Source organism: Glutamicibacter sp. AOP12-B1-11, assembly GCF_052379245.1.
In the GTDB taxonomy this organism is placed as follows: domain Bacteria; phylum Actinomycetota; class Actinomycetes; order Actinomycetales; family Micrococcaceae; genus Glutamicibacter.
Genome location: NZ_JBQSYL010000001.1, coordinates 106,750 through 131,254 on the forward strand (window position 1 = coordinate 106,750; position 24,505 = coordinate 131,254).

The 24,505-nt window shown below is 58.8% G+C and carries 28 protein-coding genes and 1 pseudogene; 15 read left to right on the forward strand and 14 right to left on the reverse strand.

All coding sequences use genetic code 11. From position 1 onward, the window contains the following. Positions 1 to 77 precede the first annotated feature (77 nt). Both ACT3UQ_RS00540 and ACT3UQ_RS00545 read right to left on the reverse strand, forming a co-directional pair. Complete coding sequence (locus ACT3UQ_RS00540) at positions 78 to 908, reverse strand: hypothetical protein (RefSeq protein WP_146114036.1); 831 nt, start codon at positions 906 to 908, stop codon at positions 78 to 80. Positions 909 to 934: 26 nt separating this feature from the next. Beyond that, entirely contained in the window at positions 935 to 1,735 is an 801-nt protein-coding gene (locus tag ACT3UQ_RS00545) for an exodeoxyribonuclease III (protein ID WP_105553574.1), read from the reverse strand. 105 nt (positions 1,736 to 1,840) lie between these two features. Between ACT3UQ_RS00545 and ACT3UQ_RS00550 the strand changes: the two genes are divergently transcribed. Further along, complete coding sequence (locus tag ACT3UQ_RS00550; protein ID WP_444636332.1) at positions 1,841 to 2,893, forward strand: 3-hydroxyisobutyryl-CoA hydrolase; 1,053 nt, start codon at positions 1,841 to 1,843, stop codon at positions 2,891 to 2,893. Then, the gene (mmsB, locus tag ACT3UQ_RS00555) at positions 2,890 to 3,786 is read left to right on the forward strand and encodes a 3-hydroxyisobutyrate dehydrogenase (protein ID WP_444636333.1); all 897 of its coding nucleotides are present in this window, start codon (positions 2,890 to 2,892) and stop codon (positions 3,784 to 3,786) included. The genes ACT3UQ_RS00550 and mmsB overlap by 4 nt, the downstream gene beginning before the upstream one ends. Here mmsB and ACT3UQ_RS00560 read toward each other — a convergent pair. Further along, positions 3,781 to 4,284, reverse strand: coding sequence for a MarR family winged helix-turn-helix transcriptional regulator (locus tag ACT3UQ_RS00560; protein WP_444636363.1), 504 nt, complete (start codon positions 4,282 to 4,284; stop codon positions 3,781 to 3,783). The genes mmsB and ACT3UQ_RS00560 overlap by 6 nt on opposite strands. Before the next feature lie 71 nt (positions 4,285 to 4,355). On the opposite strand from ACT3UQ_RS00560, the gene ACT3UQ_RS00565 reads away from it, so the two are divergent. Beyond that, positions 4,356 to 5,498: an acyl-CoA dehydrogenase family protein gene (locus ACT3UQ_RS00565; RefSeq protein WP_444636334.1), complete on the forward strand. Its 1,143-nt coding sequence runs from the start codon at positions 4,356 to 4,358 to the stop codon at positions 5,496 to 5,498. 332 nt (positions 5,499 to 5,830) lie between these two features. On the opposite strand, the gene nadE is transcribed toward ACT3UQ_RS00565, so the two are convergent. Together nadE and ACT3UQ_RS00575 are read right to left on the reverse strand one after the other, a co-directional pair. After that, the gene (nadE, locus tag ACT3UQ_RS00570) at positions 5,831 to 6,655 is read right to left on the reverse strand and encodes an ammonia-dependent NAD(+) synthetase (RefSeq protein WP_444636335.1); all 825 of its coding nucleotides are present in this window, start codon (positions 6,653 to 6,655) and stop codon (positions 5,831 to 5,833) included. Positions 6,656 to 6,748: 93 nt separating this feature from the next. After that, entirely contained in the window at positions 6,749 to 7,183 is a 435-nt protein-coding gene (locus ACT3UQ_RS00575; RefSeq protein WP_105553569.1) for a MarR family winged helix-turn-helix transcriptional regulator, read from the reverse strand. A 280-nt stretch (positions 7,184 to 7,463) separates the two neighbouring features. On the opposite strand from ACT3UQ_RS00575, the gene pyrE reads away from it, so the two are divergent. After that, entirely contained in the window at positions 7,464 to 8,021 is a 558-nt protein-coding gene (gene pyrE / locus ACT3UQ_RS00580) for an orotate phosphoribosyltransferase (RefSeq protein WP_105553568.1), read from the forward strand. Positions 8,022 to 8,148: 127 nt separating this feature from the next. On the opposite strand, the gene ACT3UQ_RS00585 is transcribed toward pyrE, so the two are convergent. Next, complete coding sequence (locus ACT3UQ_RS00585) at positions 8,149 to 8,280, reverse strand: hypothetical protein (protein ID WP_258134014.1); 132 nt, start codon at positions 8,278 to 8,280, stop codon at positions 8,149 to 8,151. Here ACT3UQ_RS00585 and ACT3UQ_RS00590 point away from each other — a divergent pair. Both ACT3UQ_RS00590 and ACT3UQ_RS00595 read left to right on the forward strand, forming a co-directional pair. Continuing rightward, a pseudogene (locus ACT3UQ_RS00590) lies at positions 8,264 to 8,467 on the forward strand (bifunctional D-altronate/D-mannonate dehydratase); the annotation flags it as partial. The gene ACT3UQ_RS00585 and the pseudogene ACT3UQ_RS00590 overlap by 17 nt on opposite strands. 56 nt (positions 8,468 to 8,523) lie before the next feature. Then, entirely contained in the window at positions 8,524 to 9,021 is a 498-nt protein-coding gene (locus tag ACT3UQ_RS00595) for a gluconokinase (protein ID WP_258133575.1), read from the forward strand. Positions 9,022 to 9,176: 155 nt separating this feature from the next. Here ACT3UQ_RS00595 and ACT3UQ_RS00600 read toward each other — a convergent pair whose 3' ends face one another. The 3 genes from ACT3UQ_RS00600 to ACT3UQ_RS00610 are packed head-to-tail and all read right to left on the reverse strand — an operon-like array spanning position 9,177 to position 11,355. Further along, positions 9,177 to 9,902, reverse strand: a complete 726-nt coding sequence (locus ACT3UQ_RS00600; RefSeq protein ID WP_105553566.1) for an ABC transporter permease — start codon at positions 9,900 to 9,902, stop codon at positions 9,177 to 9,179. Further along, complete coding sequence (locus tag ACT3UQ_RS00605) at positions 9,899 to 10,684, reverse strand: ABC transporter ATP-binding protein (protein WP_444636336.1); 786 nt, start codon at positions 10,682 to 10,684, stop codon at positions 9,899 to 9,901. The genes ACT3UQ_RS00600 and ACT3UQ_RS00605 overlap by 4 nt, the downstream gene beginning before the upstream one ends. Before the next feature lie 41 nt (positions 10,685 to 10,725). Then, positions 10,726 to 11,355 (reverse strand): TetR/AcrR family transcriptional regulator, encoded by a 630-nt coding sequence (locus tag ACT3UQ_RS00610; protein ID WP_105553564.1) that lies wholly within the window; start codon positions 11,353 to 11,355, stop codon positions 10,726 to 10,728. A 16-nt stretch (positions 11,356 to 11,371) separates the two neighbouring features. Here ACT3UQ_RS00610 and ACT3UQ_RS00615 point away from each other — a divergent pair, with 16 nt between their 5' ends. Beyond that, the gene (locus tag ACT3UQ_RS00615; RefSeq protein WP_444636338.1) at positions 11,372 to 11,593 is read left to right on the forward strand and encodes a hypothetical protein; all 222 of its coding nucleotides are present in this window, start codon (positions 11,372 to 11,374) and stop codon (positions 11,591 to 11,593) included. A gap of 84 nt (positions 11,594 to 11,677) precedes the next feature. On the opposite strand, the gene ACT3UQ_RS00620 is transcribed toward ACT3UQ_RS00615, so the two are convergent. Continuing rightward, positions 11,678 to 12,526 (reverse strand): HAD-IIA family hydrolase, encoded by an 849-nt coding sequence (locus tag ACT3UQ_RS00620; protein ID WP_258133574.1) that lies wholly within the window; start codon positions 12,524 to 12,526, stop codon positions 11,678 to 11,680. Between the two features lie 136 nt (positions 12,527 to 12,662). On the opposite strand from ACT3UQ_RS00620, the gene ACT3UQ_RS00625 reads away from it, so the two are divergent. From ACT3UQ_RS00625 to ACT3UQ_RS00650, 6 genes are all read left to right on the forward strand, one after another. Beyond that, a complete protein-coding gene (locus ACT3UQ_RS00625) occupies positions 12,663 to 13,319 on the forward strand; it encodes a TrmH family RNA methyltransferase (RefSeq protein ID WP_444636339.1) in 657 nt (218 codons plus the stop codon). A gap of 115 nt (positions 13,320 to 13,434) precedes the next feature. Beyond that, on the forward strand, positions 13,435 to 14,829 hold the full coding sequence (locus tag ACT3UQ_RS00630; protein WP_444636340.1) for a peptidoglycan DD-metalloendopeptidase family protein: 1,395 nt from the start codon (positions 13,435 to 13,437) through the stop codon (positions 14,827 to 14,829). A 191-nt stretch (positions 14,830 to 15,020) separates the two neighbouring features. After that, positions 15,021 to 16,043 carry a class II fructose-bisphosphate aldolase gene (fbaA, locus tag ACT3UQ_RS00635; protein ID WP_105649832.1) on the forward strand — a complete coding sequence of 341 codons (1,023 nt, stop codon included), beginning with the start codon at positions 15,021 to 15,023 and terminating at the stop codon, positions 16,041 to 16,043. A 2-nt stretch (positions 16,044 to 16,045) separates the two neighbouring features. Beyond that, a complete protein-coding gene (locus ACT3UQ_RS00640; protein WP_105649833.1) occupies positions 16,046 to 16,459 on the forward strand; it encodes a DUF3151 domain-containing protein in 414 nt (137 codons plus the stop codon). Between the two features lie 366 nt (positions 16,460 to 16,825). Then, entirely contained in the window at positions 16,826 to 17,479 is a 654-nt protein-coding gene (locus tag ACT3UQ_RS00645; RefSeq protein ID WP_105553558.1) for a DUF4956 domain-containing protein, read from the forward strand. Continuing rightward, on the forward strand, positions 17,476 to 18,315 hold the full coding sequence (locus ACT3UQ_RS00650) for a polyphosphate polymerase domain-containing protein (RefSeq protein ID WP_105569799.1): 840 nt from the start codon (positions 17,476 to 17,478) through the stop codon (positions 18,313 to 18,315). Before ACT3UQ_RS00645 ends, ACT3UQ_RS00650 begins: the two co-directional genes overlap by 4 nt. A gap of 63 nt (positions 18,316 to 18,378) precedes the next feature. Here ACT3UQ_RS00650 and ACT3UQ_RS00655 read toward each other — a convergent pair whose 3' ends face one another. The 4 genes from ACT3UQ_RS00655 to ACT3UQ_RS00670 form a co-directional block, all read right to left on the reverse strand. After that, the gene (locus ACT3UQ_RS00655) at positions 18,379 to 19,047 is read right to left on the reverse strand and encodes a response regulator transcription factor (RefSeq protein WP_105569798.1); all 669 of its coding nucleotides are present in this window, start codon (positions 19,045 to 19,047) and stop codon (positions 18,379 to 18,381) included. Then, positions 19,044 to 20,486 carry a sensor histidine kinase gene (locus ACT3UQ_RS00660; RefSeq protein ID WP_258133999.1) on the reverse strand — a complete coding sequence of 481 codons (1,443 nt, stop codon included), beginning with the start codon at positions 20,484 to 20,486 and terminating at the stop codon, positions 19,044 to 19,046. Before ACT3UQ_RS00660 ends, ACT3UQ_RS00655 begins: the two co-directional genes overlap by 4 nt. Beyond that, positions 20,476 to 20,916 carry a hypothetical protein gene (locus tag ACT3UQ_RS00665; RefSeq protein WP_146113367.1) on the reverse strand — a complete coding sequence of 147 codons (441 nt, stop codon included), beginning with the start codon at positions 20,914 to 20,916 and terminating at the stop codon, positions 20,476 to 20,478. Before ACT3UQ_RS00665 ends, ACT3UQ_RS00660 begins: the two co-directional genes overlap by 11 nt. 194 nt (positions 20,917 to 21,110) lie before the next feature. Further along, positions 21,111 to 21,596, reverse strand: coding sequence for an Lrp/AsnC family transcriptional regulator (locus tag ACT3UQ_RS00670; protein WP_105569796.1), 486 nt, complete (start codon positions 21,594 to 21,596; stop codon positions 21,111 to 21,113). Positions 21,597 to 21,702: 106 nt separating this feature from the next. On the opposite strand from ACT3UQ_RS00670, the gene kynU reads away from it, so the two are divergent. Together kynU and ACT3UQ_RS00680 are read left to right on the forward strand one after the other, a co-directional pair. Then, positions 21,703 to 22,983, forward strand: coding sequence for a kynureninase (gene kynU / locus ACT3UQ_RS00675; RefSeq protein WP_105569795.1), 1,281 nt, complete (start codon positions 21,703 to 21,705; stop codon positions 22,981 to 22,983). 122 nt (positions 22,984 to 23,105) lie between these two features. After that, a complete protein-coding gene (locus ACT3UQ_RS00680) occupies positions 23,106 to 24,485 on the forward strand; it encodes an amino acid permease (RefSeq protein ID WP_258133998.1) in 1,380 nt (459 codons plus the stop codon). Positions 24,486 to 24,505: the final 20 nt, after the last annotated feature.

The window sequence follows — 24,505 nt, forward strand, 5'->3', positions numbered from 1 at the left end:
ATAGAAAAGCTCCGGTTTCAACCGGAGCTTTTTGCGTTAACGAAATACTTTTTTGATTCGGCTGCTCTGGGCAGTGTTTAGTTTGCGCGGCCCAAATGCCGAGGACCCAACCAGCGGTTCGTCAGTCGGCGATATGCCGCCGCCGCCGTGGGCAGATCTCCGTCTTCGATTGCTTGGATTCCGTGCATGAGGTCGTTGGCGGATTCATCTGGCCACACGATCTCGGCAAGCATCCCATAGTCCAGCTCGATCACCGACCGGCTATCGAAGGATTCAAGCCAGCTACCGAGCGCGCCTAGCTCCTCAAACAATGGTGCCTGAGGTGCATAGGTCACAAGCGTTTGCACTGCCCAAGAGAGGCGTTCTACCGCCTGGTCGAAGGGCACGATGAGCCGCACCGTGAGCAACCGGTCATCAACATGAACCTGTTCGTACTCGTCATCTTCCCGGAAGAGCGCAAACCAGCTCAGCGGTATGCCCCAGGTGGAGGTGCGGGTATGCAGGTGTGTGAGATCTGCCGCAAGCCGATCGGGATTAACGCGCTCGGCATTCGCGCTACGGGCTGCGGGAGGCACCAGGAGGTCGAGGACCTCGGTCCGGATGGCCTCCTCGGCTTGTTCTGCGGCCAGCACGCTGCGCGCCTGCAGCTGGCCGGGACAGTAGCGGGTGTGCTCGTTGCCCTCGTAGTCAAGGATCTTTAGCGAGCGAAAATGCTCTGCTTCATGGTGCGGGAAGGGGTCCGAAATGGGGCGTAGCGTGCGTTCCCAGAGTCGTTCGTTCTCGAAGCTGTCCCAATGGCTTGCGCTACGCTGCCCGGTGCGCAAGATAATTGACTGGGCCCAATCCTCGAAAGCGTCCAACGGTTCATAGACGCGCAAATGCGCGGTAGCCGCCGTAAGCTCTGCCAATGGCCCAGTCAATTTTCTGGTCATGGTTAGTCGTCCAGCTCCACGATGACCGGAGCATGGTCGCTAGCGCCCTTGCCCTTGCGTTCCTCGCGGTCGATGCTCGCGGTAGTAACCCGTTCGGTTAGTGCGGGGGAAGTCAACGCGAAATCGATCCGCATGCCCTCGCCTTTCGGGAAGCGCAGCTGTGTGTAATCCCAGTAGGTGTAGGCGCCCTCGGTGTGTGGGCGAACTGCGTCTGTGAAACCGGCGTCTTCGAATGCGCCAAATGCGGCACGCTCGGGGGCCGAGACGTGGGTGAGCTGGTTGTCCAAGAAGAACTGGATATCCCAGACATCTTCGTCTTTCGGCGCGATGTTCCAGTCGCCGAGCAGCGCAATTTGAGCTTGTGGATCTGCGGCGAGCCATTCGACCGAATTTTTCTTCAATTCGTCGAGCCAGTTGAGCTTGTAGCCCATGTGCTCGTCATCCAGGGCCCGGCCGTTGGGCACATAGAGGCTCCAGATGCGAACCCCACCGCAGGTGGCCGCGATGGCTCGGGGTTCTTGGATCGGGTCTTTCCCGCCCTTGCCGAACTCTGGCTGATTCGGGAACGTGCGCTGGACGTCGTCCAGTCCCACACGGGAGGCGATTGCCACGCCGTTCCACTGGTTGACGCCAAAATGCGCCACCTCGTAGTCGTTGTTCTCGAAAAGTTCCCAGGGGAAATTGTCGTCTTTGCATTTTGTTTCCTGAATTGCCAGGACATCAACGTCGGTACGGCGCAGCCAGTCTTCGACGCGGTCAGCCCGGGCGCGCAGGGAGTTCACATTCCAGGTCGCTATCTTCACTAGTTCAACCTATCAAGTTTGCTGTCATGCGCCACTTCAATTTACTTGGAAGTCCGAGTATATTCGAGAATGAACTGTGACAGCGATCACCGAGGGGTGGGTATTTTGACCGACATTCTGACCGAGCGCCGGGGACATTTGGGACTCATCACTCTCAATAGGCCAAAAGCGCTCAATGCGCTCACTACGCAGATGTGCCGGGGCATGCTCTACGCGTTGCTTGAATGGCGTGATGATCCAGCGGTGCGACAGGTCGCGATCACCGGAGCGGGGGAGCGAGGCCTGTGCGCAGGGGGCGATATTGTGGCGATCTACCGGGATATCTTGGACCGAGATGGGTCCACCGAAGAGTTCTGGCGTATCGAGTATCAACTTAATGTACTCATTGACGAGTATCCGAAACCGTTCGTGGCGTTGATGGACGGCATAGTGCTTGGCGGCGGGATTGGGGTTTCCGCCCACGGCAGCCATCGCATCGTGACCGAGACCAGCCGCTGCGGTATGCCAGAAGTGGGAATCGGTTTCTTCCCGGATGTGGGAGGCACCCACCTGCTGGCCAAGGGCGCAAAATCCGCAGGGCGCCTAGCGGCACTAACCGGGATGAGATTCCACGCGGCGGACACCATTGCCTTGGGGCTGGCAGACAACTACGTGGCGCAGGCGAACTTGCCGCAACTGCTGACCGAGTTGGAGAGTCTCGAAGCCGACCAGGTGATTACGCGATTTGCGCGCACCGTCGAGCAGGGAATGCTGGGCGCCGATTGGGTTCAGGCCTTCGCCGAACCAAGTGTCCCGGCAATTCTCGCCGCGCTCGACTCTAGCGGCGATGCTCAGGCCAGCCTGGTTTCTAAGGCGCTTCGAGCCGCCTGCCCTAGTTCGGTGCGGCTCGTCGATGAATTGTTGGACAGTGCCGGGATGGACCTGCGCGAGGATCTGCGTCGCGAGTTCAGGGTCGCGGTTAACCGACTGGATGACCCGGACTTCGCCGAAGGAATCCGAGCCGCGGTGATCGACAAGGATCGCAATCCGCGGTGGCACGAACGAGTGGGTAATTTGACGCGCGAACAGCGAACGGCACGACATTTCGCCCCATTGCCTGGAGCGGAATTGAATTTTGCACTGTTGGAGCAGGGGCTACGAGAAAAGAGTGGAAGATGAGCGAAAAACCAATCATAGGATTCTTGGGACTGGGCCATATGGGGCTTCCCATGGCCATCAACTTGCACCGTGCCGGGTATCGCCTCAAGGCTTTTGATGTGGTGCCTGCGGCCCTCGAAGCCGCCGCCGCGGCCGGAATTGAAACTGTGGTTACCGGGACCGAAGCCGCGAGCGACGTGGATGTCGTGCTGACCATGTTCCCTACCGGGCAGCATGTATTGGATGCCTACCGGGACTACCTGCTTGGGGCTGCCGAGGCGGACACGTTGTTCCTGGAGTGCTCGACTATCGATGTGGCACAGGCGCGCGAAGCCGCCCAGCTCGCGGTGGCGGCCGGCCATCGAAGCGCCGACGCTCCAGTTTCCGGTGGGGTAGTTGGCGCGGAAGCGGGAACCCTGACATTTATGCTCGGCGCCGATGAGGCCGACCTGGCGCAGATCAACCCGGTGCTCGAAATCATGGGCAAGCGGGTCGTGCATTGCGGTGGGCATGGGGCCGGGCAAGCGGCCAAGGTTTGCAACAATATGCTTTTGGGCATCTCCATGCTCGGAGCGGCGGAAGCCTTTGTCCTAGGCGAGCGCTTGGGACTGGAGCACCAAGCCTTATTCGATGTGATTTCCTCGGCTTCGGGGCAGTGCTGGGCGGTGACAACAAATTGTCCGGTCCCGGGCCCCGTCCCTAGCTCGCCGGCCAACCGGGAGTATCAGCCTGGATTTGCTGCCGCGTTGATGGCCAAGGATCTCGGCTTGGCCTCCAGCGCATTGGAGCAGACGCAGACCGATGCGCAGCTAGGCAGTCTCGCGGCCGCGCTGTATCGGAAGTTCAGCGATGAGGGAAATGCAGGCACCGACTTTTCCGGGGTCATCAATGCGATTCGAGACGGTTCGTTATAGGAAGTCGCCCGAGGCGCGGCGGAAACGAGAGAGGATCTCGAATAGATCTGTCGCGTCTGCGGCTTCCAAATCGCTTTGGGCGAAGAGCTGTGCGTTCAAATCAGTTCGGGCGGCGTCGAGCACCTCCAGGCCTTGGGCCGTGAGCTCCAGGAGCCTGGTTCGCCCATCGGTAGGGTGTGCAACTCGTTGCACCAGCCCGGTGGCCTCTAGCCGGTCCACCGAATTCGTCAAGCTCGTAGCATGAACCTGGAGCAGCTCGCTTGCGTGGCTCATCGGGAGCGAACCGCGTTTGGAGAACCCAAGCAAGGCGAGCACTTCGAAACGCGCAAAGGTGAGCCCGTGCGGCTTGAGAAACGCATCGGCTCGCTGCAAGAAAATCGACGCCGTGCGCATCACCGCGGTGATTGCGGCCATGGCATTGGCTTCGGATGCCCAACCATGGGCAACCCACTGTTCGCGGGCCTGAGCAATCGGATCGCGTGGCAATGGAGAATTCAACATTTACCCCCTAAGGAAGTCTTAGTCCAACAATATACTTGGACTTCCAAGGGTTTGGAAGGAGAAATCGGATGGACCTATTGGGTGTGGCACACCAACTGCACGAGGCCGATCGGACGCGACTAGAGCAGGTGCGTGAGTTTTTGCAGGCGCGCATTCGCCGGCAATCGATCGAGTTCTGGAATCGCGAGGAATTTCCCGCAGGACTTGTGCGAGAGTTGGCCGATGCCGGTTTAGCGGGAGTGCAGCTAGATGGCTCCTCGCATCTATTGCGCGGGTTGCTCCACGCGGAAATCTCAAGAGCCGACGTATCACTTTCATCCATTGTCGGCATCCACAATGAGCTCATCGTGGGCATGATCGATGCGCTCGGGTCGGCTGAGCAGCGTGAATCCTGGCTCCCAAAACTCACCATGTTCCAAGCCTTTGGCGCCTTTGCCTTGACCGAACCCGACCATGGTTCGGACATTGCCGGAGGCATCCACACCACCGCGACCCGCGAAGGCGACGAATATGTGATCAACGGGGCCAAGCGTTGGATCGGCATGGGAACTATCGCCGATTTTGCGTTGGTCTGGGCAAAATGTCCCGAGAGCGGAGCGGTGGGGGCCTTTCTGGTGGAAAGCGACCGTCCGGGCTACAGCGCAACCAAGATCGAAAATAAGATCGGCCTGCGCATCATGCAGAACGCGGATATTTCAATGGAGAATGTCCGCATTCCGGTGGAGAATAAACTCCCTGGCGCGGTCAACTTCGCCTCGGCGAATGCGTTGTTGATGCAGTCTCGCGCCTGGGTCGGGTGGCAGGCGGTCGGCGCCATGCTGGCAACCTTGGATATCTGTACCGCTTACGCCAAGGACCGGCAGCAATTCGGCCAACCCATTGCCTCGTTCCAGTTGGTGCAGCAATCCTTGGCGGAGATTGCCGGCAATGCGACGGCGTGCCTGTCGATGATGATGGACATCGCGCGCAAGCAAGAACGCGGCGAGCTGGAAATGGTCGACGCGGCGCTGGCCAAGTCCACTGCGACGCGGCTCGCGCGCCAAACGGTCTCGTTGGGCCGTGCGCTGCTTGGCGGAAATGGTGTGGTGACCGACCATGAGATGGCCAAGTTCTTTTGCGATGTTGAAATCCTGCACACCTATGAGGGCACCTATGAAATTAATTCATTGATCGTCGGACGAGCGCTGACCGGAGTGAGCGCATTCGTCTAGCGAGAGTTCCCTTGTGTAGGTGGCCGAGTCCTAGTGAACTCTTGCTCCGACAGTACGTTCCAATCCGGAAAGTACTGGCTAGGGCAGATTCATCAGCATGCGCCACCTATACGAGGAGCATCGCGGTCTAAGGCGTCCGTAGCTCCGCGTGGGGCACGGCAACTGCGTTTGAGCTGCGTTGTGCTCGGGGCTGCAGTTGCCCTGCCACTGCTGTTTGGCGGTTTCTGGAAGCTGGCACGAGTAAGCGAACATCCACGAAAACAAATTAGTGACGACTTCAAAACCCTGCGCGAAGCTCTCGAAGTAACCGACTCGATGCCCGAGGAGCAGAGCTAGCTGCGCCACCAGGTATCGAGGTAGGTCGCGGGAACCGTACGCTTGTGGCGCGAACCGAGGAAGCGGGACTCGATGGTCTTGGCTGCGGCAGCATCGACTTCCTGGCCTTCGAGGTAGTCATCAATCTGCGAGTAGCTCAGCCCCAGCTCGTCTTCATCTGTCCGCTGTGGCTGGCCGTCTAATAGGTCCGCGGTTGGTTCCTTGGCCCAAAGGAGCTCTGGAGCACCCAATTCTCGCAGCAAGGCTTGGTTCTGACGTTTATTCAACCCGGCGAGAGGCAAAAGGTCGGCGCCACCATCCCCGAACTTGGTGAAGAATCCGGTGACCGATTCGGCTGCATGGTCGGTTCCGAGGACCAGCATGCGGCGATCACCTGCCATGGCGTATTGCACGATCATGCGCATCCGGGCCTTCGCGTTACCCCGGTTGAAGTCGCTGATGCGTGGGTGGCCCGCGTTGTCCAGCGCTTCATCCAGAGCCTTGACGGGCTTTTCGATATTTACTTCAAATTCCTCGTCGGCGCCGATGAACGCCATGGCCTTCGCCGCGTCGTCGGCGTCGCTCTGCACCCCATGGGGCAGTCGGACCGCGACAAAGTTCGCCTCGCCACCGGCGTCGCGGACCTCTTGGACCGCCAGTTGCGCAAGCCTTCCGGCCAAGGTGGAATCGATGCCACCGGAAATTCCCAGTACGAAACCCTTGGCTCCGGTCGCTCCGAGGTAGTCCTTCAGGAACCCCACGCGTCGTTGGATCTCCTGTGCCGGAATGATTTGTGGCTTGACGCCAAGTTCTTCGATGATCTCTGCTTGCAGTTCGCGCATGCATCCAATACTAGGCATGAGAATGGGCGCAGTGGCTAAATACCGGTGTTCGGGGCGGAAAGTTAATCTGTTTTCAACATTCCACCCGGCAGGCTACTCGGTTTCAGCCTCGGCCCAGCCAAAGTTCTTGGCCATCTGTTCCAGGGAACTCACCGTGGTGGAGTATGCCTCCGGGGTGAGCCCCTCGCCGCACTGGGTACGGATTCGTTCAACCAGTTCGCTGAGCTTCACCAATGACACATGTCCGCGTTCGGTGATCATGTACTCACCGCCCTGGCGCGAGATCCACCCGGATTCCACGAGCTCTGCCAGATGTTCGGTGACGGACTGAGGTTCATCGGGCGAGGCAAAAAATGGTGAGAGGCCCGTGGTGAGCTCGGCTTCCGACGCAGGATTCTGCTCGAGCAGGTTCAGTACCTGCCATTGCCGGCGCGTAACACCGTGTTCTTCCAAGGTCGCTGCAAACTGCTCGTCGATCAGCGAATCTACCAATTTCAACCAGAAACCCAAGGGGCGAGTCGCATTCATGATCCCACCCTAGCCGGGAGTTACGGCTGGGGCTAGGGGCTAATTTAAACAAGTACGGCCAGCTCAATCGCGGTTCCACCGATCCGTCGCCGGGCGGATGTGCGGCGCGCTTGGCAATCTGGCAGGGCCAGGACGCATGGCATCATCAGGTAATGATGTGCGGCTGCTAGAGACCGCTCTCGGAGCGCCGCGCCCTGGTGGTGAACTGCACCGAGGAATAGCCGTCATACAGGGCATTCCTTGCAACGGCCACTCCGTTGTGGCGACTAGAATTGTGTCTATGAGCGAAACCAGCGCCCGTGAGCGGCTTAAAGAACTGATCCAAGAACTTGCCATCGTGCGCGGCAAGGTCACTCTTTCCTCCGGCAAGGAAGCCGATTACTATATCGATCTGCGCCGGGTCTCCTTGCAGCAAGAAGCATCCGGACTTATCGGCGAGGTCATGCTCGACCTGCTGGACGAGGCCAAGCTTGAATTCACCAATGTTGGCGGTTTGACCATGGGCGCGGACCCGGTGGGTACCGCAATCATGCACACCGCGCGAACCCGGGGCCGTAGCCTTGACGCATTCGTGGTGCGCAAGGCACAGAAGTCCTATGGGATGGGACGCCAGGTTGAAGGCCCGAGCGTCGAAGGCAGGAACGTGATCGTTCTGGAAGATACCTCAACTACCGGTGGTTCCGCTTTGACCGCAGTCGAAGGCGTGCGCAAGGCCGGCGGCAACGTCATTGCCGTCGCCGTGATCGTTGACCGCGACACCGGCGCCAAGGAGCGTATCGAGGCCGAGGCCGGCGTTCCGTACCTTTTCGCCTACGGCAAGACCGAGCTGGGCCTGTAACAACATACTCAAGGAACTTGCTGGTTGACGGGAGACGTTAACCGACGCTGGCCTGGATGGGAGGGACTTTTGGTCCGCCCCATCCAGGCCAGTTTTTATAGAGCTGCGGTTCCTGAGCCTTGGCTTGCTAGTAAGTCAGGCCGTAGCCGAAGGGGTAGAGCTCCCCGTCGGTAGTTTCCGCATAACCCGGCAGATCGCTGTACTGCTCGCGGATGGCCTCTGCGGTGCCGGCCAGCGCGAACGGCATGCAGGAATACATGCAGCACTCGGACGCCACCAACACGGTCTTCGAGCAGTCCATGACCTTCAAGGACGGCTACCTGCACCCAGGCAACAAGCCGGGCCTGGGTGTCGAATTCAATGATGAAGCAGCGTTGTCCTACCCGTACCAGCAGGCCTACCTGCCCTACAACCGTCTTATCGACGGCACCGTCCACGACTGGTGAGCCAGCAAATTATTGCGCACGCCGGGCAAACGGAAACTTCCCAAGGAGCTGTCGCATTGAACCGAGTCATTGTCATGGGTGTTTCCGGTTGCGGCAAGTCCACGGTCGGCGAACTGCTCGGCACGAAGCTGAACGCCGGGTTCCTCGATGGGGATTCACTGCACCCGCAGGCGAATATCGACAAGATGGCTGCCGGGCAGCCACTGGACGATATGGACCGTGAGCCATGGCTTCGCGAGGTCGGCAATCGTTTGGGAGCGCTCAGCAACGAATCGATGGTCATCGCTTGCTCTGCGCTGAAGCGGAAATACCGTGACCTGATTCGGGCGCAGGCACCGGGAACTGTGTTCATCCACCTGCACGGCTCGGAAGAGTTGTTGACCGAGCGCATGGGCTCACGGCCCGGCCACTTCATGCCGGTGGGACTGTTGCAGTCGCAGTTGGAAACGCTCGAACCGCTGGAAGCTGACGAATCCGGTCTCGTACTGGATATCGCGCAACCGCCTGTCGCCTTGGTCCAAGATGCGGCCGCATGGCTGGAATCCCGAGACTAGAACTCAGATAAGTGGCAGTGGGGACTGATTCTGCTCAGTCCCCACTGCCTTTTTGCCTCCCGATGTTTTGGCGCTTCGAGTTTTGCCCTGCAGAGAGCGTTGAGAAACCCCGGGCAGGCTAGTGCCTCTACCTCACTGGGTCTCGAGGCTGGCGGTTATGGTGTCCTGCGGCGCAGTGTCAGCGAACCTACAATGAGTGCCGCGATAATCCACGCGGCGATCACCAAAAGGCTCGCGGTCGTGGCCGAGTCCTCGGTGCCATTCGCGATTGCATTCAACGCATCGATCGCATGAGACAGCGGCAGCCAATCGCCGAAGACCTCCAGAGGGCGTGGAAGCTGCGCTCGTGGAAGGATGATCCCGGCTAGCAGAAATTGCGGGAAGATGAACAGCGGCATGAACTGCACCACCTGGAATTCGGTACGGGCAAAGGCGCTGGCCATCAATCCCAGGCTGGTGCCCAGCAAAGCGTCGAGCGCAGCAACCGAAAATAGCAGCCAAAGGCTTCCCTGGATTTCCAAGCCGCACACCCAGACGGCAAATGACACTGCGATCACCGTTTGGAGGATTGCGATCAGGGTGAATGCCAGCGCATAGCCAAGAATGAATTCCCCCTTGGCCAGCGGCAAACTCAGCAACCGTTCCAGGGTTCCGCTGCGGCGCTCACGAAGCGTGGCAATGCTGGTCACCAGAAACATGACGATGAACGGAAACAGCGCGATCATGGCTGGGCCGATCAGGGCAAAAACTCGTGTATCGGTGAAGATCCAGGACATCAGCCCAATGAGCAAGCTAGGAACCACCAGCATGAGGGCAATGGTTCGTGGATCGTGCCGTATCTGCTGCAAGACGCGTCCGGATGTGGCGAGCGTGCGGATCATGGTTGATTCTCCTTGCCCGCGGCGCGGTGTTTTGGACTCGGCCGTGCAACGTTCGGCGTTGCGCCGCCTACGCCGCCAACTAGGGCCAGGAAGGCTTCTTCTGGATTCTCGGTTCGAGTGCGTGCAAGCAGATCAGCCGGGGTGAGCTGGGCTAGCAGTTGACCCTCGCGGAGCAGGAGCAACTCGTCGCAGCGCATCGCTTCATCCATGACATGGCTGGAGACCAGCAGGCTCATTCCGGTGGCGGCAAGTTCTGTAAACAGCCGCCAGAGATCGGAGCGAAGCACCGGGTCAAGTCCGACCGTTGGTTCATCGAGGATGACGATATCGGGTGTTCCGAGCAGCGCAATGGCCAATGACACTCGGTTGCGTTGCCCTCCGGAAAGATCTATGGCTAATTTTCTCGACTGGAGATCGAGGTCGGTCAAGGCGATGACACGGTCAACTTCCGTGGCGGACAGGCCAAGAATTCTTGCGAAGTAGGCGATATTCTGGCGCACGGTGAGATCGTCGTAGACGCTGGCTGCCTGCGTCATGTAGCCAACTCGGTGGCGCAGGGCCTTGTCGCCGGCGGAGGAGCCGAGTACCGTCACGGTGCCATGGGTGATAATTTGGCTCCCGACGATGCTCCGCAGCAGCGTGCTCTTCCCGCTGCCGCTAGGCCCCAATAGGCCAATGACGCGTCCGGGGGACAGCGCAAAACTCAGCTCTTCAAGTACGAGCATCTTGCTTCGCTTCACGCTCAAACCGTTCACGATTACGGATGCCGATTTATTCATCATGCAATGAATTAAAGACCCCTTTAAAGCCGGAGTCAACGGATTTAGGACGGCATTTTTCCTGTCAGATGCCACTGGACGGCTGGCCCGATGCAGGCGACTACTTCCTCGTCCTCCATCGATGCCAGCGGCTCGAGCTGAATAATGTACCGCCCGATAATCATTCCGATAATCTGTGTCGCTGCCAGCGCGGCCCGACGGTCAGCGTCGGCGGGCGGCAAGGATCTGCCAAGTCGCGCGAGCAGTTCTTTTTGGAGGAAGGGCTGCATGAGCTTGGTTGCCGACTGGCTGGAAAGCATGCCTCGGATCAAGGTGGTGGCCGCAGGACGAATGACGGGGTTTGCCCACGCCGTCACGACGGTGCGCACCAGGGCTTCGCCCAGTTCGCCAAGCGGGCTGGTCATTGCCTGGGCAACCAGCTCCCCAGGATTAACCGGCATATTGAGGGCTTCGAGGAAGAGCCCGGTCTTGTCTTTGAAGTAGTGGTGAACCAGAGCCGAATCGACACCCGCGCGGCGCGCCACGGAACGAATGCTTGCCGCCTCGAAACCTACGGTGCTGAATTCTTCGGTAGCGGCTTTCAAGATTTTCCGGCGGGTCGAACCCGTGGTGCTGCCCCTAGGCCGCCCGCGGCCGCGTGGTGCGGCGTTCGGGTATTCGGATTCCTGATTCACGGATCAAGCATACGTCTTGGGTACCTCAGCGGCGTTTGGCCCACAGGCCGAGAACTACGAGCAAGTAGGCGAGCATGGCAAATCCGAGCAGGCGGTGCTCTCCTCACACGACGGTATTGGATACCGAGCAGTGCAACTCGGCGCCTTGGCCCAGACAGGAACGCATCGCATAATTCAAGGCGATGAAAAGGGTCAGGCCCAAATATATGCCTACGGCAAGCAATACGAACTTCAGTAGCCTCCGCTGGGAGGAGCGGCTCATCATGCAAACAAGTATCCGCCCCTTTCCATGGTTGGCAAGGGGCGGATCTCAAGGCTCAGGCTACGGCTTTTTAGTCTTGCCGGCAGCTGGTTCGCTGGCGCCTTCGGCGACGAGCTCACCGTGCAGGGTCGCCACCGAGGGGTATTGCAGATCCGGGCGGAACGGGAAGGTATCAACATCGCCGGCGGCGGTGATGCCGGTGTGGACCAGCGCGGTCAACAGTCCGGCTTCCATGCCGGCAATGATGTCGGTGTCCATCCGGTCGCCGATCATTGCGGTGGTTTCCGAGTGCGCGTCGATCCGGTTCAGAGCCGAACGGAACATCATTGGATTGGGCTTGCCCACCACATATGGTTCGCGGTTGGTGGCCCGAGTGATCAGCGCCGCCACCGCGCCGGTGGCCGGTAGCAGGCCCTCGGACGAGGGGCCGGTGGCGTCCGGGTTGGTCGCGATGAAGCGTGCGCCACCCTCGATCAAACGAATCGCCTTGGTAATGGCCTCAAATGAGTAAGTGCGGGTCTCACCGAGCACCACATAATCCGGGTTCTGATCGGTCATGATGAACCCGGCATCGTGCAAGGCGGTGGTCAAACCAGCTTCACCGATTACGAATGCACGTCCGCCGGGACGCTGACGTGCCAGGAACTCGGCGGTGGCCAGGGCAGAGGTCCAGATGTTTTGCTCCGGAACGTCCAAGCCCGAGGCGAGCAATCGGGCACGCAGGTCGCGTGGGGTGTAGATCGAGTTATTGGTCAACACGAGGAATCGCAAATCATTCTCGCGCCAGTACTGAATCAGCTCGGCGGCACCCTTGATTGCCTGATTCTCATGGACAAGCACGCCGTCCATGTCGGTCAGCCAGGTTTTGATGTCGTGGATGGTGCGCGAAGCTCGAGTTATGGTCGTCACGAGGTGTTATTCCTCCTTGGGCAGTGATGGTGGGACGTTTCGTCATTGATCAACTTCCCTGGTACTAAAAGCCTACACAGCAATTGCCGTAAGTGCCGTGAACGTGGACACCTCGCCGAACAACTACCCTTAAAGGGTGAACGAAGAATCGCAGGAACCCACGGCAGACCCAGCAGCACAACACATCATCGGCGTTGGCCCTTGGCAGGGTGAACTGCCGACCGATGCGCACTATGACCCTGAACTGCTGGCCCAAGGCGACCGGCGCAACGTCGCCGACAAGTACCGCTACTGGTTGATGGACGCGATCATTGCAGATCTCGACGGACGCCGCCACGATTTCCATATCGCCATCGAGAACTGGCAGCACGACATGAATATCGGCACCGTGGTGCGCTCGGCAAACGCCTTCCTCGCCAAGGAGGTCCATATCATCGGCCGCCGACGCTGGAATCGCCGAGGTGCGATGGTGACCGATCGTTACCAACATGTCCGCCACCATGCCACCGTGGATGAATTCGTGATCTGGGCTGAAGGTGAAGGGCTGACCATTTTGGGGATTGATATTTTCCCCGATTCGGTCCCTCTGGAGACATACGAACTTCCACGAAACTGTGTGCTGGTGTTCGGCCAAGAAGGCCCGGGCCTCAGCCCAGAGGTGCATGCGGCAGCGAAAGACACCCTTTCAATTGAGCAGTTTGGTTCAACTCGATCGATAAACGCGGCTTCGGCGGCCGGTATCGCCATGCATGCCTGGGTCCGCAGGCACGTCTTTGGGCAACGCGTGAGTTAACAAAGGAATAAACATCTGTCTTTTAGGCAGAAGTTTATTCGAGCATCTGGATTAGTTGTGAAATACACCATAGGCTAGGCCTTGGTTATACATTCGTGATCTGGGAGCGGCAGTAGTGAAACGGCGACATCAGGTAAACCACGACTTATTACTTATCGGCTTGCCCCGGAAAAGGAAACGTCTGATCGTATGGGCCACCTCAGTGGTGGCCGCCATTGGTCTCACCGGCGCGCTCGCAATTCCTATTGTTGCGCAAACAGCCGATGATCGTCAGGGCAATATGCCCATCGCCATCGATGCGCAGGCCGCGCCCGCAAACTTCAGCAACCCGGTCTACGTCAATCAGGACGCTCCCTTGAACGCCTTCGGCGGATCGGGGCGGGCCCTTGCCATTGATGGCCGGCCCTTGGGGATGGTTGAAGGCGCCGCCGAGACTTCCGAGGACTCCGAGAACGAAACCGAAACCGCACTTCTCGCAGGAGCCGTAGGCACCATCGGGCAGCTTCCCGGTGACTTGCAATTGATGCACCCGGTCCCTACCCGACGCATCTCCAGCCCCTATGGGTGGCGCAGCAATCCCACCGGTGCGGGAAACCAGATCCACATCGGACAGGACTACCCAATCTCTTGTGGATCTCCGGTGTACGCCAGCGAGGCTGGTCGCGTCATCGTCTCCGGATGGCACGGCCACTCGGGAATGCGCGTCACCATTGACCACGGTAGCAACGTGCAGACCGGCTATAGCCACAACTCAAAGCTAGTGGCCAAGATTGGCCAGGAGGTCAAGCAGGGCGAGCTGATCGCGCTCGCGGGAACCACCGGCAATTCAACGGGTTGCCACGTGCACTTCGAAGTGATCGTCAACGGTCGCTGGCACGATCCACGCAACTACCTGCCAGGGATCCCCGGCCAGCCCAAGGCAATGATCGATTCGAGCCGACTGACGGTGAACTCGAACAGTGCGCCAAAGGGCAACGGCTCCAACGGTCCGCAATCACAGGGGCCGGACCGCAACGAGAGCTCGGATCCTGATGTAGTGGTTCCACGCGACGACACTCCAGTGGTGCCTAAGCCGAAGCCAAAGCCAAAGCCAAGCCCGAGCGATTCGAACTCGCCATCACCGACGGACTCCAAGTCACCATCGCCTACGGATTCGAAATCTCCGTCGCCTACTGACTCGAAGTCGCCCTCACCGACGGACTCGAAGTCTCCATCACCGACGGATCCCGAGTCGCCTTCACCAACGGAAGAGACGACACCGCCTGAGGGGTCGGGGGAAACCACTCCATCCGGGGATCCAACGCAGGATACATCTACCACAACGAAGCCTAAGGCTACGGAAACAGCACCGAAGACCAGTGACTCTTCTACTCCGGATAAGCAGGAATCGACTTCTGCAGTCCCGGAAACCAAGGGTTCCTCGGCACCGCCGGCAACGTCAAGCACGGTAACCCCTGAGACTACCGGGTCATCCGGCGCTTCGCAGTCCTCGGGGTCGGCCAGCAAGTAGCAGTTCACCGAAAACCGCGAGTGGAAGTCAGCCAAAGGCTGGGTTTCACTCGCGGTTTTCAGCTTTAACACGCTTCATCACGTGTCACGTTCGGAGATCTACGCCACGTCACACCCCGCTGCCGATAGGATGGGGTGAGAAACGCCGTCAAAGGCGACGCGTCCACCCTCGCTAAACACAAGGAGTGAAGCATGCCTATCGCAACCCCCGATAAGTACAATGCAATGATCGATGCCGCCAAGGCTGGCGGGTACGCCTTCCCGGCGGTCAACGTCACCAGCTCGCAGACGCTGAACGCCGCAATCCGCGGCTTCGCCGAAGCGGAATCGGATGGCATCATCCAGGTATCCACCGGTGGCGCAGCCTACTGGTCCGGTGCCTCAATCAAAGACATGGTGACCGGCTCGCTCGGTTTTGCCGCCTTCGCCCGCCAGGTAGCCAAGAGCTACGGCGTGAACATCGCGTTGCACACCGACCACTGCCCGGCCGACAAGCTGGACTCCTTCGTGCTGCCGCTACTTGCAGCCTCCGAGGCAGAGGTCGCCGCAGGCCGCGACCCATTCTTCAACTCGCACATGTGGGACGGCTCGGCCGAAACCCTGGAAGAGAACCTGCGCATCGCAGCCGAGCTGCTGCCACGCACCGCTGCCGCCAAGCAGATCCTCGAAGTTGAAATCGGTACCGTAGGCGGCGAAGAAGACGGTGTGGAGAACGCCATCAACGACAAGCTGTACACCACCGTTGAAGACGCGCTGGCTACCATCGAAGCCTTGGGCTCCGGCGAAAAGGGCCGCTACATCACCGCGCTGACCTTCGGCAACGTGCACGGCGTCTACAAGCCAGGTGGCGTGAAGCTGCGTCCGGAGATCCTGAAGGATATCCAGGCTCAGGTTGGTGCAAAACTGGGCAAGGCCAACCCGTTCGATCTGGTCTTCCACGGCGGTTCGGGCTCCTCCGACAAGGAAATCGCTGACGCGGTGTCCTACGGTGTCATCAAGATGAACATCGATACCGACACCCAGTACGCCTTTACGCGCCCGGTGGCCGGCCACATGTTCGCCAACTATGATGGCGTGCTGAAGATTGACGGCGAAGTAGGCAACAAGAAGACCTATGACCCACGCGTCTGGGGTGCCAAGGCCGAAGAGTCCATGGCGGCTCGCATCGTTGAGGGCGCACGTCAGCTCGGCTCGGCCGGAAAGTCGCTGAAGTAACAATGGCCGGCGAGAATCTACTGGGTATCCCAGAGACACTGCTGCCCGAGGAAACCGACGTGCTTGCGCGTCTGGATGCCGGGGATGAGCCGTTAGACCTTGCAGCGAAGTTCCCTTCGTCTTCACTGGTGTGGGCGCTGTTGGCCAATGAGGCGCACGCAGAGGGCCGCACCGTGGAATCTTACGCGTTTGCCCGGGTGGGCTACCACCGTGGCTTGGACTCGTTGCGCAAATCAGGCTGGCGTGGACAGGGACCCGTTCCTTGGCGCCATGAACCAAACCGCGGTTTCCTGCGTTCGCTTTACGCGCTGGGTCGAGCGGCCGCAGCCATCGGCGAAGCCGAGGAAGTTGAGCGAATTGAAAAATTCCTCAATGATTCGGATTCCAGCGCCAAGGGCTCCATCGAAGCCGAGTAGTAACGAACTAATAAGACGGACGAAAACCATTCGGGTTTTCGTCCGTCTTTTTTGATTCCAAATTGCAATTCGCAACATGTCCTTTGAACGGAAGAGATGAGTATTGAGCTTGAAAGCCATCTGCGGTCCGAGCCAAGCTGCATATTCCGGATGTTCCTGAGCGGAGATTTGGTGGCGAACCCGACCCAAGATTCTCTGTTTGACTTGTGCTTTACAGAAGTATTTGGAGAGGAAAAACAGAAAAGTATCCCCACTGGATGAAAATGAGACCGTTCTCATCAAGTTCTACTTTAAGACTCATCTTGTTAACCTAGAGTTCAAGTTAGTGAACGAATCATCACCTTATTTCAGTGAAGGGAATCCACCATGCTGTCATTTTGGCTGGCGCTAGCTTCGAACATTGTCGGTATTACGGTCCTCGTCTACTTCGTGTATTTCCGCCGTCATTTCCGGCGAGATTTGGTTTTGGCCTATATTGCCTTGAGCATGGGTATTTTCGCCGTGACTATGCTGCTTTCCGGTAGCGGCGCAGGCATGGGCCTGGGTCTTGGCCTCTTCGGCATTCTGTCGATCATTCGACTGCGTTCGGATACCTTGACCCAAGAAGAGGTCGCTTACTACTTCATTTCTCTAGCGATTGGCCTGGTCAACGGCCTTCATCCGGATCCGGCCTGGTTGGCACCGGCAGCCACCGGCGCCCTGGTGCTGGTCATGTTCCTCGCCGACCACCCGCGCTTTGCGCCACGTACCGATCGCCAGACGGTGACCTTAGAGAAGGCCTACCCGCAGAAGCCTGAATTGGTGGCAGCGCTTGAAGAACTGCTCGATGCGAAGGTGCTGCGCACCGTTGTAGTTGAGCTCGACATGGTTCGCGATCTGACCATCGTAGATGTACGTTTCCGCACGAATCAGGCCAGCAAGCCGAGCACCAAAACCGACGACTTCTCGGGAACCTATGAACTGGCCAATACGCTGCCGGCCTCGGGGAACAGCGTCAAGCAGGAGTCGTGGTCCAAATGACCACCGAGGCGCGGACCTTCTCGTGCGCACGTGAAGCCATCGAAGCGGCGGTCGATGGCCGCTCGCCGATAGGGTTAGCGGAAGTCATTTCGGAAGCTGCGCTGCAGACACGCGTGGATCGCAAATTTCTGCTCACTCCAGATGAATTTACCGCTCTCTCCGAGCGTCTGGGGGAGCAATTCAAAATCATGGAGATCGACGGGCTTCGCACCTTCCGCTATGAATCCGTGTACTTCGACACCGAGGACTTTGAGCAGTACCGAGCTCACCGCCAGGGCCGACGCCGGCGCTATAAGGTCCGCTCGCGGACCTACGCGGACACCGGACTGTCGATGTTCGAGATCAAAACCAAGGGACTTCGCGGATCCACCGTGAAACACCGCGTGGAACAAGATCCGCGGTTGGCTGGCGAGCTGACCGCTGAGAACGCCGAGTTCCTCGAACAAGTGCTGGCCACCGAGTATGGAGAGGAGGTGCCGGACTTGGCGCCAGTGCTCGATAGCTCCTATGTTCGTGCGACCTTCGTGAACCCCATCGACGGTGAACGAGTAACCTGCGATGTGGAATTGGCCTACGCCAATGGCGAGCAGCAGATCGCCGGACCAGATCTGATCGTCGTGGAAACCAAATCTGCCGACGGACGTGGAGCTTCAGACCGAGCGCTTGCCGAATTGGGCATCCGCGAGGTCAGCATGTCGAAGTACTGCATAGGCATCGCTTTATTGCATCCGGAACTGCCTGCTAACCGCTGGAGCCGTTTGTTGGAACAGCGCTTTGGCGCACGGCGTCGTACGGTGTCCTATCCCGCAAGACGCCGGCCAGCGGTACGCAGCTAAACATCAAAGTGTGCCGACCTGGGGGATGATCGCTTATACGAGAACCCCCAAGGGTTTTGCGCGCTAGCGCGTGGCGGCCAGCCGGTATCCAACTCCGCGCACGGTTTCAAAGCGTTCCCCGCCGAGTTTGTTGCGCAGGTAGCGCACGTAGACGTCCACCACATTCGAGCCCGGATCAAAGTCGTAGCCCCAAACACGAGATAGCAGCTGCTCGCGGCTGAGCACCTGGCCTGGATTACGCAAGAACGCCTCAGCTAAGGCGAATTCTCGGGCGGACAACTCGATTTCCTTATCCGCGATGCTGACCCGGCGGCGCAATAAATCCATTTCCAGGTCGGTGTGGTTCAGTACCGAGGATTCGCTGGCGCTGTCTTCGGTACGCAGGCGCAAGCGCACCCGAGCTAACAGCTCGTCAAAATGGAATGGTTTTGCCATGTAGTCATCGGCGCCGTTCTGCAAGCCGGTGACGGTGTCTTCCACGCTGCCTCGCGCGGTCAGAATGATCACTGGTGTTTCGATCTGCGCTGCACGCATCCGCCGCAGCACCGAGAAGCCATCTTCATCAGGCAGCCCGAGGTCCAAGATGATCAGTTCATAGTCGCCGTCGAGGGCCAGATCGAAGCCATCGCGCCCGGTCCCTGCAACAGCTGAAGTCAGCCCCGCGGCGCGTAGGCCTTTGGCGATAAATGAACTGATGCGAGGTTCGTCTTCAACGATCAGGATTCGACTCATGCTTCGGTACCTCGTGTAGTTAGTGGGATATCGATATAGAACGTGGAGCCCTTATTCGGTTCGGAATCCACCCAGACACGGCCGCCGTGGGCGGTGGCTATTGCAGAGACAATATTGAGGCCCAGCCCAGATCCATCTGCGCGTACCGAATTCTTGCCTCGACCGAAGCGCTCGAAAATGCGGTCGATGTCATCGGGCTGGATGCCGACGCCGGTATCCGAGACCCACCAGCGCAATAAGGTATCCCCGTGGCCGTCTCGAAGCACTTCGTTGCCCAACCCGATTCGAGTTCCGTCCGTGGAAAACTTCACGGCATTGGCGCAGAGCTGCAGCATAGCTTGGGTTATGCGCGTTTGGTCCAGGTTAACCGTGGATTCGGAACGATAATCCACTCTCCAGTGGCGATCGCCCAGACCCCTGGCTTTGTCCAGAATGTCATCCAATAGCGTGCCAACCTCGGTTGGCTGAGGCTGGATGAAGTCTGCTCGATTTGATTTAGCCAACATGACAAGATCATTGATGAGCAGGCTCATGCGCCCCATTTCATCCAGCGCTATTTCTTTGCTCTGCTGCACATCTTCCGGGTCGTGCGTGTCCATGAGCTCGAGGTGACCGCTGACGATTGTAACCGGGGTGCGCAGTTCATGCCCGACATCGTCGAGCAGCTGCCGCTGTGACTTCAGCGCACCTTCCAAGCGGTCAAGCATTTCGTTAATCGTCACAGTCAGCTCGGCGAATTCGTCATTCCCGGTGACTTCGATTCGCCGCGAGAGGTCGCTTTCCGAGATTTGATGCGCGGTAGTCTGCAGCCTGCGTATCGGCTCCAGGGTCCGATTCACCACCAGCCACGAGGCACCGGCCGCAAGCGCCATCACCAAGACCCCAACCGCAGAGAAAATAGCAAAATTTCGGTCATCGGCGCGTGCTTCTCCGAGGTAGTCATAGGCGAGCACAAATGCGCTGAAACTTGGATCTTCTGGAAGCTGCACCGGGACGATAACCGCCCGATATGTGGTCATCTCCGTCTTGACGGTCCCCAAATGGATGTGGCTGTCGGTTTTGCTCCGTTCGGCCCAAGCCAGAAATTCTGGGTCGTCCTCCAGCCGTAGCTGGACGACATCCGGTGCGGTCCATTGAACCTCGCCTCCGGCCAGGCCGAGCATTCCCTGATGCCGTGAGGGCAACGTGCGCTGCATGGCCGTGTACAGCAGGTCCTCGGCCTTTTCGAAGTGCTGCAAGGTGCGCGGATCCACGCCAGTTTCGGCGAGTACGCCGAACTCCTGCACGGTACGCGACAACGAGTCATCGAGCCGCTCATTGAGCTCGTGGCGTTGTACCGCGTAACTCGCGGCGCCGGCTACGAGCAATGCCAAGCCAACGACCAATAGCATGCCGGTGAGCACTCGTGCGCGAATAGACCATGAGCGCCTAGTCGTCATCGTCGTCTAGCTCGTCATCGTCATCGTCGTCATAATCGTCATCATAGTCGTCGTCATCGTCGTAGGTGTTCGCCGAGGGTGGCAGCGGGACCACCGGCTTCTTGGTCGGTTTTGGCTTCACCGTGGGCTGCTTTGTCGGCTTTGCCTTGGGCGTTTCCGTGACGGTGCTTTTACTTGGAGCAGCGCTCTTCGTAGGTTCCTCGCTTATAGATGGCGATGGAGAAGGCGAGGGAGTCTCGGAGGAGGTAAAAGTCGGGGAGTTGGGCACCTCGCTGGTGGGTGAGGTGCGATCTTCGTTAATGATGAAGCCGTTGCCCAGATCCTTGTCCATTGGGTCTGCGATGACCTGCCGAATACCTAGAAATCCCAAGAGCACTACGACGATCACGATGATCGAGAGCGCGAGGCGGCGCAACGTTTCCAATCCCATGCCACCCATTGTCTCTGAGCCAGATTAGACCAAGATGAGAAGTGGCCTAAGTCGCCACGAAAAATTGATCGCGAGGAAGGGCTCTGGTGTCACCGATGTTGCAGACAGCATGCTCTGACGCGTGGGCGCCGCGCGTTGAACAATTATCGGGTTCGACTTAAATTCTAGATTCTGATGTTCCATGCAGCTCGGGGTCAGTGCAGGTGTTCGAAAATGATGTTCGTTTGAGTGGATGAAAACGCGTTATTGGAGCCCAAGTGGCTGGCGACGAACGTGCGCAACTCATCGATTGAACGGGTGGCCACGCGGACCAGCAGATCCGGAGTGCCACCAAGGACAAATACGTCACGGACCTGTGGCAGGTCAGCTAGGTTCTTTGCTGCATGGAGCATCCGGTCGCGGGCTTGTGCGGCTACGACCACGGAGATCATGGCATGGACCGTGACCCCGAGGAGTTTTTCATTGATTCTTGCGTGGTATCCCTCAATGATGCCGCGGGTCCGCAACGCCTTGACTCTGCCAAGGCACGTGGAGGGGGCAAGGCCCACGCGTTGGGCCAATATATTGTTGGCCAACCGCGCATCCTTGTGCAGCTCGACGAGAATCGCAAGATCGGTTTCATCCACCTGAACGGAATTCGACTGGGCAGATCCAGAGCTGGCCCATGCTGAACCTGACACGGAATATTCTCCTAGTTCTTTGCGAAAGTTCGAAAGTTAAACAAATCTTCCACTGTTGATTCTACGATGAATGCAAAGGTGAGTTCTCAGAGAAAGCGAACAAAGTATGAGCACAGTGGTCAGTCGAGAAAAGTTGGAGCTATTGGACCGCCAGGATGCGCTAGCCTCCTTCAAGGATCGGTTCCTGCTGCCCGACGGGGTGCTGTACCTGGACGGAAATTCGCTGGGCCCGCTTCCGGCCGGGGCAGCCGAGCGTGCTGCAGAGGTGGTGAATGTCGAGTGGGGACAAGGGTTGATCCGTTCGTGGAACAGCGCCGGATGGTTTGAGATGCCCACTCGGTTGGGTGACAAACTCGGATCCTTGCTTGGTGCCAACCCAGGCGAGACTGTGGTTACCGATACCACCAGCCTGAACCTCTTCAAGGCCTTGGCTTCGGCGCTTCGCATCCAGCAGGTCGATGGCCCGGGCCGCCGTGTGATCATCACCGAACGCGACAATTTCCCCACCGACATCTACATTGCCGAAGGTCTCGCCGAGTTGCTGAACTCGGTCGGTGCAGAAACCGGCATTCGCTACGAAGTGAAATTGATCGACAACGAAACCGAGCTGCGTGCCGCATTGGGCGAGGACACCGCGGTCCTCTCGCTGTCGCACGTTAACTATCGCACCGGCTCCATGTGGGACATGGCGGCGATAACCGAAGCGGTCCACGAAGCGGGGGGACTGGCAATTTGGGATCTGGCGCATGCTGCCGGTGCCGTTCCCGTAGATCTAAACGCCGCAAAGGCCGACTACGCGGTTGGGTGCACCTACAAATACCTCAACGGCGGCCCGGGATCTCCGGCTTTCATCTGGGTCAACGCCCGGCATCAGGACCGCTTCTGGCAACCGCTCACGGGATGGTGGTCCCACCAGGCGCCCTTCGAAATGGCGGAGCAGTACACCCCGGCAAATGATGTACGCCGATTCATGTGCGGCACCCAGCCGGTAACGTCCATGGCGATGATCGAGGTGGGCCTGGATATCGCAGTGGAAGCCGAGATGGAATTGGTCCGGGCGAAGTCCTTGGAACTCACCGACCTATTCATCGAACTTGTCGAGACCCGGTGTGCCGGACACGGGCTCGAGCTGATTACCCCTCGTGAGCATGGGCAGCGCGGAAGCCATGTGAGTTTCCATCATCCGAACGGCTACGAGATCATTGCGGCGTTGATCGAACGCGGCGTGATTGGTGACTACCGGGAGCCTGCGGTGCTGCGCTTTGGAATCACGCCGCTGTATCTGAGCCGTACGGATATCTGGGATGCGGTGGAGATCTTGCGTGAAGTTCTGCACACAGGCCACTGGCAACGCGAAGAGTTTGCCGTGCGAAACGCCGTGACATAGCAGGAATACTAGGCGCGGGCGCCGAATGGCTCCCAAAACCGCTCAGCCGAGGCGATAGTACGCTTGAACGCAGCGAGGCAGCTGGTGCCTCGCTGCGTTTTCTTTGAGGGGTGCTGCGCAACGTGGGAATTGAACCTGCGAACAATGTACCGGGTGGCATGGGGCTGAAAAAGTCGCTTACCACGGCCCAGATGACCATGATCGCCCTCGGCGGGGCGATTGGCACCGGCCTATTCATGGGCAGCAAGCTTGGCATCCTGCTGGCCGGTCCTTCGGTGATCATCAGCTACATTGTTGGTGGCATTATCGCCCTGCTGGTGATGGGCGCGCTGTCGGAAATGACTGTGCATCAACCTGTGGCCGGTTCGTTCGGTGTGTACGCGGAGAAGTACCTTGGGCACTTCGCCGGGTACCTGACCAAGTACCTTTATTGGTCCGCGTTGGTCTTCGCGGTGGGAACCGAAGTCAGCGTGGTGGGGGAGTACATGCAGTACTGGTTCCCCGATATTCCCGGATTGTTCTGGGTGGTCGTCTTCTCTCTGGCACTTCTCGCGGTGAATATGAACAGCGTGAAGTTTTTTGGAACCACCGAATATTGGTTCTCCGCGATCAAGGTTTTCGCGATCGTCGCCTTCATTATTATCGCCGCATGGCTGGTATTCCATGACCCAAATGACCAGTTTGGTATCGCCAACTACAGCGCCGAATCAGGGTTCTTCGCCAACGGCATCTGGGGCACTTGGAATGCGGTGATCGTCGCAATTTTCTCTTATATGGGCATCGAAGCGATCTCCATTGCAGCCGCGGAATCGCGCAATCCGCAGATCGCGGTGCGCAAGGCCTTCAAGACGACGTTCCTGCGCCTGTTGCTGTTCTATGTGTTCACCATGGGCCTGATCCTCGCGATCGCACCAATCAGCGAACTGGTCAACGGCGGTTCGCCCTTCGTGACCGTGATGAGCCTGATGGGTGTTCCCTTCGCCGACTCGGTGCTGAACTTCGTGTTGATCGTCGCCGCACTTTCAGCCATGAACGCGCAACTTTATGCGGCGACTCGCATGCTCAACTCCTTGGCGGATTCCGGCCATGCTCCACCTCTCGCGCGAAAGCTCAACGTGAAGGGTTCGCCCATCCACGCGGTCTGGATGTCTGCTGGCGGGATTGCGGTGGCTGCGCTGGTCTACGGGCTTGTCCCGGATGGAGGCCTGGGCATCATGATCTCGCTAGCGACTTTTGGTGCCATCGCCACCTGGTTCATGATCCTCTTAACTCACCTAGCCTTCCGTCGACACATCGGCAAAGAACAAATCCGTCTGGACTTCAGGCTGCCGGGGTATCCGACCGCCTCGTTGCTCGGCGCGATTCTCCTCGCGGGCTTGCTGGCCACCTCGTATTTCACCGAACAGTTCAGCTACACGCTGGTCTTCGGCATTCCGTTTGTGGTCGTGATGTCGCTGCTCTATAAGTTGGTTTTTGCCCGCCGTGCCAAAGTCCGGGCCTAGAACAAAAGCCAACTAAACTC